This window comes from Vitiosangium sp. GDMCC 1.1324, assembly GCF_003044305.1.
Lineage (GTDB): Bacteria > Myxococcota > Myxococcia > Myxococcales > Myxococcaceae > Archangium.
Window position 1 is genome coordinate 70,282 of record NZ_PZOX01000039.1, and the last position, 6,527, is coordinate 76,808.

Genomic DNA, 6,527 nt, shown 5'->3' on the forward strand with positions numbered 1-6,527 from the left:
TCATGAAGAAAATCATCACCGCGCTGGTATTCATCATCGCCGGCGTGTCGACCCCTGCCATGGCCCAGCTCAGCGCCCGTTGTTCGCTGGATGATCAGCTCACGACGGTGGATGCGGCTCACGGCCGCAACGCCTGGTCCCGCAAGTGCGGCTACATCTCCGCCTCGCGCGAGGCGTACCTGAACTCGGAGAACGAGTACCAGGTCTATTCCAACGCGTGCTCGAACTACCCCAACGTGGTGGCCGGCTCCACGTGTACCCAGTACGTGCCGTCGGAGGAGTCCGCGGCGTGCCTCACCGGCCTGGTCAAGCTGGGCAGCTGCGTGACCGGCTGCTTCACCCCGAGCCAGCGCGTCGACTTCAACGGCCGCCAGGTGCCGGTGCCGGAGGCGTACGCGTCCGGAGTGAAGACGGTGACGGCCCTCTCGCAGGACGCGCAGGTGGGCGCGCTGGCCTTCGGCCAGCAGGCCATCCGCACCTACGTCGTGGGTGACACGAAGGAGGACATCTTCCTCCTGAAGACCACCGACGGCCGCAGCATCGAGGTGACGGCCGAGCACCCGATGCTCAAGAGCGATGGCGTCATGGTGAAGGCCCGGACCCTGAGCGCCGGCGATGAGCTGCTGGGCGCCGACGGGAAGAAGCTGACCCTCTCCACGGTGAGCGTGTTCAACTTCAAGGGCCAGGTGTGGAACGTGCGTCCGGAGAGCCACGACAAGACGGAGAACGTCATGAGCGCTGAGGGCTTCCTCACCGGCTCCGTGCGCTTCCAGAACGAGTGGGCGGCGGACGACTACCGCCTGTCCCTGCGTGACGAGCTCGACGTCAGCGGCCTGTGAGCTGACGCCTGACACGTGGGCACCCGGGAGCGCTCGAGCCGGATGACTCGAGCGCGGCCCCGGTGCCCCACCCACCGGCCCCGGCAGATGCCCGGGGCCGGTGCGGTGTCACGGCTCCGCGAGGGGCTCGTATTCGCAGATGCGCACGCCCGTGCAGATGACGCCGCCACAGTCTGCGGCGCAGTTGAAGCGCGTCTCCGGGGTGCGGCAGACGCCATCGCCGCAGTAACCGCAGTCCGTGTAGCAGTTGGAGATGGTCTCGCCGCCAACGCACAGTCCGTCACCGCAATAGCCGCAGTCACTGGAGCAGTTGCTCACGTTCTCACCGCCGTTACAGGCTCCATCACCACAGAGGGTACCGCAGTCGCTCCAACACGAGGCCGTTGATTCATTGTTGTTGCAGACGCCATTGCCACACAGGCTGGGGCAGCCGCAGTCCTTCGGGCAGCTCGTGACCGTGTCACTGCCGTTGCACACGCCATCACCGCAGTAGCAGTCCGCGGGGCAGCTCGCCTCGGTCTCGTTGGCGGCATTGTTGCACCAGCCGTCACCACAGTAGCTGGGATAACCGCAGTCATCGGGGCAGTTGTACTGGGTCTCAGCGCCGCTGCACAAACCGTCGCCGCAGTAGTTGCAATAGTTGACGTACTGCGCTCCATCGCTGACCGGTTGGAGCGGGCACTGCTCGATGGAGGCCTTGGATGTCGAGAGCGCGTCTGGGCCCTGCCCCGCCCCGGGACTGGGACCACACGCCACCACAAGGGCTGTCAAGACAAGCGCGAGTCCCCCTGTGATTCGCGCGTTCACGTTCATGGGACCGGATTGTGTCACTGGAAGCCACGCCGTCATGGTTCCCTCCTGGAATGGGGATAGGACTATCTACTCCAGGACGGGCCCGGAAATAAAGGATTATTGGAAATTCACACCTTCAAGGAAGCCAAGGGGCGTGCATCCAAATTCTGTCTTGACTTTGGATACACCAATAGTCCGAACAGTCTTGACCCATAGTTCAATTGTCATTAATTTGAACTCGCTGTCCAAACTGCATACTCTGATAAAGGGGGATTCACCATGCGCGCATTGTTAGTTGTCGCTGTGCTCGCCGTGACGGGTGTCTCGTCGACGGCGATGGCCCAACACACGGCCCGCTGCACCCTGGATGATCAGCTCACCACGGCGGCCCTGGGCGCCGGGCGCAATGCCTGGGCTCGCAAGTGTGGCTTCATCACAGCGGCGAAGGAAGCGGTCCTCAACGAGGAGGGCGAGTACCAGGTGTTCCTGCAGGGGTGCTACTCGTACCCGAACGTCGTCGCGGGCTCGAGCTGCACGCGGTACGTGCCGGCCTCGGAGTCGGAGGCCTGCATCCCGTTGGATCAGCTGGCCAAGCTCGGCAGCTGCCCGGTGGGCTGCTTCACGCCGACCCAGAAGGTGGCATTCAACGGCAAGCGGACCGAGATTCCCGAGGCCTACCGCGCGGGAGAGCGGACCGTGACGGCGCTGAGCCAGAACGCGACGCTGGACGCTCCGGCCTTCGGGGAGCAGTCCATCCGCACCTATGTCTCGGGTGACACCGACGAGGATGTGTTCGCCCTGAAGACGGCGGACGGGCGCATCATCGAGGTGACGGCCGACCACCCCCTGGTGGATGGCGAGGGCAACATCGTGAAGGCGAAGACCCTGAAGCTGGGTGACAAGCTGCTGGCCTCGAATGGCAAGCAGGTTCCCATCACCGAGGTCACCGTCTTCCGCTTCAAGGGCTACGTCTGGAACGTCCAGCCGGTGAGCCACGAGAAGATCGAGAACATCCTCGACGTGGAGGGCCTGCTGACGGGTTCCATCCGCTTCCAGAACGAGTGGGCGGACATCCACTACCGTCTGGGTCTGCGTGACGAGGCGAACGTCCAGGGTCTCTAGCCTCGAGCCGCTGTGCATGACCCACCCTCCCGAAGCTCCGGCGCGGGAGGGTGGGCCGCTGTGTGTCTTCAGATCAACCGTCGTGTTGCATTGAAAGGAATCATCGATGAAGGTCGTTGCCGTCCCTGCCCCGGGGCGCCGTGCACGGGCAAGTCTCTCTTCCGTTGTTCTCATCCTGGGTTTCGGAAGCGTGCTCGGCTCGGGATGTGGGGATCCGGGTGTGGAGCCCCCTCCGCCATTGACTCCATGCGAGGAAGCGGTGGCGTGCACGCGCAACACCCAGGAGGTGGCTTCGGGAACCTTCGAGTACTCGGTCTCCCGGTACGACTACACCTTCGATCTCACGACCCGGCAGGCTTCCTCACGGGTGCTGCTCAATGTGTTCCAGCCCGGAGGGGATTGTTTCAGCATTCCCGGTCCCGCGGGCATCACGAACCCCACCTGGAACGGAAGCCCGGCGCGGGTCAGCCAGGCAAACGGAATGCTGGGAGTCTGCGGAACGCCGCAGTTCGCCGGACAGGTGAACTTCGAGAGCAACTACACGGTTCCCGAGGCCACGTACTTCTATTCCCAGGTCGGGTTCTCCCGGCGCCCGGATTTCGTGGGCAATACCTTCTCGTACCTGCTGGGCTGGGTGGAGTCGTGTGATCTCTTCGGCCCCTGCGACGATCTGACGAATCGCCTCGCCAACTACACCTTCACGGTGAACCACCCGGCGGGCCAGACCGTACTCTGTCCCGGAGCACGAACCTCGGGGACTACCCAGACCCGGTGCGAGCTGCTAGGGACCCAGGCCCCCACCTACTCGTCCTTCGCGGTGGCCTCCAACCCGAGGTGGGTGAGCACGCGGCTGGTGGATTCGACGGCAGCGCAGTTGGACTTCTATGAGATTCCGGAGGGCCGGCTCGTCGACGCGCTCGACGCGAACGCCGTTGGCCACTTCCTGCAATGGATTACCCAGCAGCTCGGTCCGCTGCCCTACGGCCGGGAGCTGCGGGTGGCGAGCGCCCCCACGGAGTGGCTGGGAATCGAGCACCCGGCCAACATCATCCTTCGCGAGGACCTGCCCCTCCTCCGCCAGGACTACGCCAACATGACCATGCACACGTTGATGCATGAGGTGGTGCACCAGTGGGCGGGGAACCGGACCACGCTGGAAAGCCCCATGGACTATCCCTGGAAGGAGGCGTTGGCCGAGTACTTCACGTATCTCTATGAGGAGCAGAACCGGAACTGGGAGGCGCCCCAGACGCTCGCCTATTGGGACAAGCAGGCCCGGACGGCCAGCTACTACCTGCGCCCGCAGGACAACCCGGCGCCCGACTATGTGTCCTTCATCAATGACGTGTACGGCACGGGACCGATGATCCTTTTCCTGCAACTGGAGCCGCTGATCGGCCGGGACAAGGTCATCGCCGGCATCCGCACCTTCCTCTCCATTCAGGGAACCCGGAGCATCGACGATCTCCGCTTTGCCCTCGAGGCCGCCTCGGGAGCCAACCTCGAGCGCTACTTCCAGACCTGGCTGGTCGGAAGTGGCGAGCCGGACTGGCCCTTCTTCGCGGTGACCCATGCGAAGGCAAATGGCCAACTGACCCTCACCGTGATGCAGCAGACGCTGTCCAACGTCGTCTACCCGTGCGCGGTGGAGATCGAGCTCCGGGGAGACCTGGCGAGCCAGAAGCAGCTCGTGACCGTGGACTTCACGCTCAATCCGCAGTCGGCGACGGTGACCAAGTCCATCAGCGCGCCCTCCTGGACGGTCCGGCAGGTGCTGGTGGACCCGGGCAACAAGTTGGTCAACCGCAAGGCCACGGGACTCGTCCGGGAGCCGAAGTCCGCCGGATGGGTGCTGTAGTTGCCGTCCCCCGAGCCGGGCACCCGACGAGGCGCCCGCTCGAGGCCGGCCGGAGCGGAAGTGCGCTCCGGCCGGGATGTGTGAGCGCCCGCTCCGCTCAGGTAGCCGGGTGCGCCCCGAAGATGCTGTCCAGGCCGGGCGCGGAGCCCCAGAGATAGCGGGTGGCGGGCGAGGCGATGCTCGCGAGCAGGGAGTCGCCCGGCGCCAGATCCAGACTGGCCTCGCACGAGCCCACCGGAGACAGCCCCGAGACGCAGGGCGCGCTCTCCGAAGCGGGGACGAAGTACACGCAGTTGTTGACCTTGGGCGCGCATGGCTGCTGAAAACAGCCATTGGCATACACCTGGTACTCGCTAAAGGCGTTCAGGTTGGACTCACGCGTCGCGCTGATGTACCCGCACTTGCGGGACCAGGCGTTGCGGCCCGCCCGCTGTGCTGGCGTGAGGAGCCGATCATCCGACGTGCAGCGATAGGTGAGCTGGGCCTCCGCGATGCCCGAAGCACCCATGCACGCAAGCACCACCACGAGCCGAACATCTTTCATTGTCCAACCTCCGGAAAAGCATCAAGTGCCGGAAGCAAATTCTAGTCCTGAAATAAATGATTTCAATATAAACGTGGGAAAACGTGCACACGCTCTCCGGAGCGTCTGAACCTCTCGATACAGGAAGTGGCAATAGGAATTCAGTGGCCTGAGCCGGCCGGGTCTGCCGTGAATCCGCGCGGCATTGAGCGCAATGCGCCTGGCCGCCTCGGCTCACCTGGCTCGCGGTCGCTCACCTCGACGCCTTCACCCGAGAACATCTTGGGAACCACCACGCCGGCCCCGCCAATGACCAGGAGCCCGACGACGCCCAGGATGACCCACTTGAGCGGCGAGGGCCTGGACGTGGCGGGTCTCACCGCGGCCGCGAGTGCCAGAGCCCTGGGAGGAGCAGCCACCGGAGCAGCTCGGGGCGCCGCCTTGGCCATCGAGCGGCCAGACATCCGGGCGGCGGGCCGCGGCGCAGGGGGCTGCGGCACGAGAGGCCCGGCGGCTGGCCTGGCGCGCAAGGTCACGGCAGGCACCGAGGGCCCTGGAGCCGAGACGTTCCGCGTCAGAGGCTCGGGAGGCGTGGCCTTCGGGGAAGTGAATCTCCGCTGTGCCGACCGGTCGACCACGGTGGGCTCGTCCGCTCCAGACGCAACGGGAGGAAGCGGGGGGAGCGATGCGGGGGGACGCGGTGCCGCCACAGCCTGGGGCTGCGGCATGGCTCCATGCGGCCCGGCACAGGCCCCTGCACCAGGCCGGGGGCGCGAGCCCGCGTGCTCACCCACCCCCACTGGCGTGACGTGCGCACGAAGCGAACTGCCAGAAGCCGTGCGCTGTTGTCCCCCCGTGCTCGGGAACGAGCCCATGAACGGGCCGCTCTGGGTGGGTCCGAACTCCGCGAGCCCATCGTTCAGCGTGGCCTTGAAGAACTGGGCCACCGCCGCTGGCGACGAGTTGAGCCGGTGGTGGGCCATCACCGCCTCGATCTCCTCGCGCATGGCCGCGGCGGACGGCGTGCGGCGCGCTGGCTCCTTCACCAGGGCACGCAGGATGAGATCCGACACGTCCTGGGGAATGGTCGGATTGAGCTGTGACGGCACGGGAGCTGGCTCGCGGATGATGGCGTTGAGCGTGGCCGCATCGTGGTCGCGCTTGAAGGGCTGCTGGCCGGTGAGCAGCTCGAAGAGCACCACGCCCAGGGCGAACACGTCATTGCGCCCGTCCAGGGGGCGGCCCGCGACGGCCTCGGGGGAGATATAGCACTACTGCGTTAGTAGCGTGAGGAGCCCTACCGGAGCAGCCAGGATGCGGCTGTCCGGTCGCTTGGTGTCAAAGGTCAACTCGTGCGTACTACTTGGGAGGTGGAACACGATTGCGCGAGTCA

General features: G+C 65.5%; 6 protein-coding genes. 3 read left to right on the plus strand and 3 right to left on the minus strand.

The window, feature by feature from the left end; genetic code table 11:
- Window positions 1–2: 2 nt before the first annotated feature.
- Complete coding sequence (locus tag DAT35_RS55745) at window positions 3–839, plus strand: hypothetical protein (protein ID WP_199243310.1); 837 nt, start codon at window positions 3–5, stop codon at window positions 837–839.
- A 108-nt stretch (window positions 840–947) separates the two neighbouring features.
- Here the strand turns inward: DAT35_RS55745 and DAT35_RS55750 are convergent, their stop codons facing one another.
- Window positions 948–1,610, minus strand: coding sequence for a hypothetical protein (locus DAT35_RS55750; protein WP_146210302.1), 663 nt, complete (start codon window positions 1,608–1,610; stop codon window positions 948–950).
- 300 nt (window positions 1,611–1,910) lie between these two features.
- Between DAT35_RS55750 and DAT35_RS55755 the strand changes: the two genes are divergently transcribed.
- Together DAT35_RS55755 and DAT35_RS55760 are read left to right on the plus strand one after the other, a co-directional pair.
- Window positions 1,911–2,753, plus strand: a complete 843-nt coding sequence (locus tag DAT35_RS55755; protein WP_108077638.1) for a Hint domain-containing protein — start codon at window positions 1,911–1,913, stop codon at window positions 2,751–2,753.
- A 238-nt stretch (window positions 2,754–2,991) separates the two neighbouring features.
- On the plus strand, window positions 2,992–4,611 hold the full coding sequence (locus tag DAT35_RS55760; RefSeq protein ID WP_158502384.1) for a M1 family aminopeptidase: 1,620 nt from the start codon (window positions 2,992–2,994) through the stop codon (window positions 4,609–4,611).
- 97 nt (window positions 4,612–4,708) lie between these two features.
- On the opposite strand, the gene DAT35_RS55765 is transcribed toward DAT35_RS55760, so the two are convergent.
- Together DAT35_RS55765 and DAT35_RS55770 are read right to left on the minus strand one after the other, a co-directional pair.
- Window positions 4,709–5,155, minus strand: a complete 447-nt coding sequence (locus DAT35_RS55765; RefSeq protein ID WP_108077640.1) for a hypothetical protein — start codon at window positions 5,153–5,155, stop codon at window positions 4,709–4,711.
- 140 nt (window positions 5,156–5,295) lie between these two features.
- Window positions 5,296–6,351: a hypothetical protein gene (locus tag DAT35_RS55770; RefSeq protein ID WP_108077641.1), complete on the minus strand. Its 1,056-nt coding sequence runs from the start codon at window positions 6,349–6,351 to the stop codon at window positions 5,296–5,298.
- Between the last annotated feature and the right edge of the window lie 176 nt (window positions 6,352–6,527).

What these genes read in the sequence shown, in the direction of transcription:
- DAT35_RS55745 (WP_199243310.1), top strand. Translation starts at nt 3, where the DNA reads ATGAAGAAAATCATCACCGCGCTGGTATTCATCATCGCCGGCGTGTCG.
- DAT35_RS55755 (WP_108077638.1), top strand. Translation starts at nt 1,911, where the DNA reads ATGCGCGCATTGTTAGTTGTCGCTGTGCTCGCCGTGACGGGTGTCTCG.
- DAT35_RS55765 (WP_108077640.1), bottom strand. Translation starts at nt 5,155, where the DNA reads ATGAAAGATGTTCGGCTCGTGGTGGTGCTTGCGTGCATGGGTGCTTCG.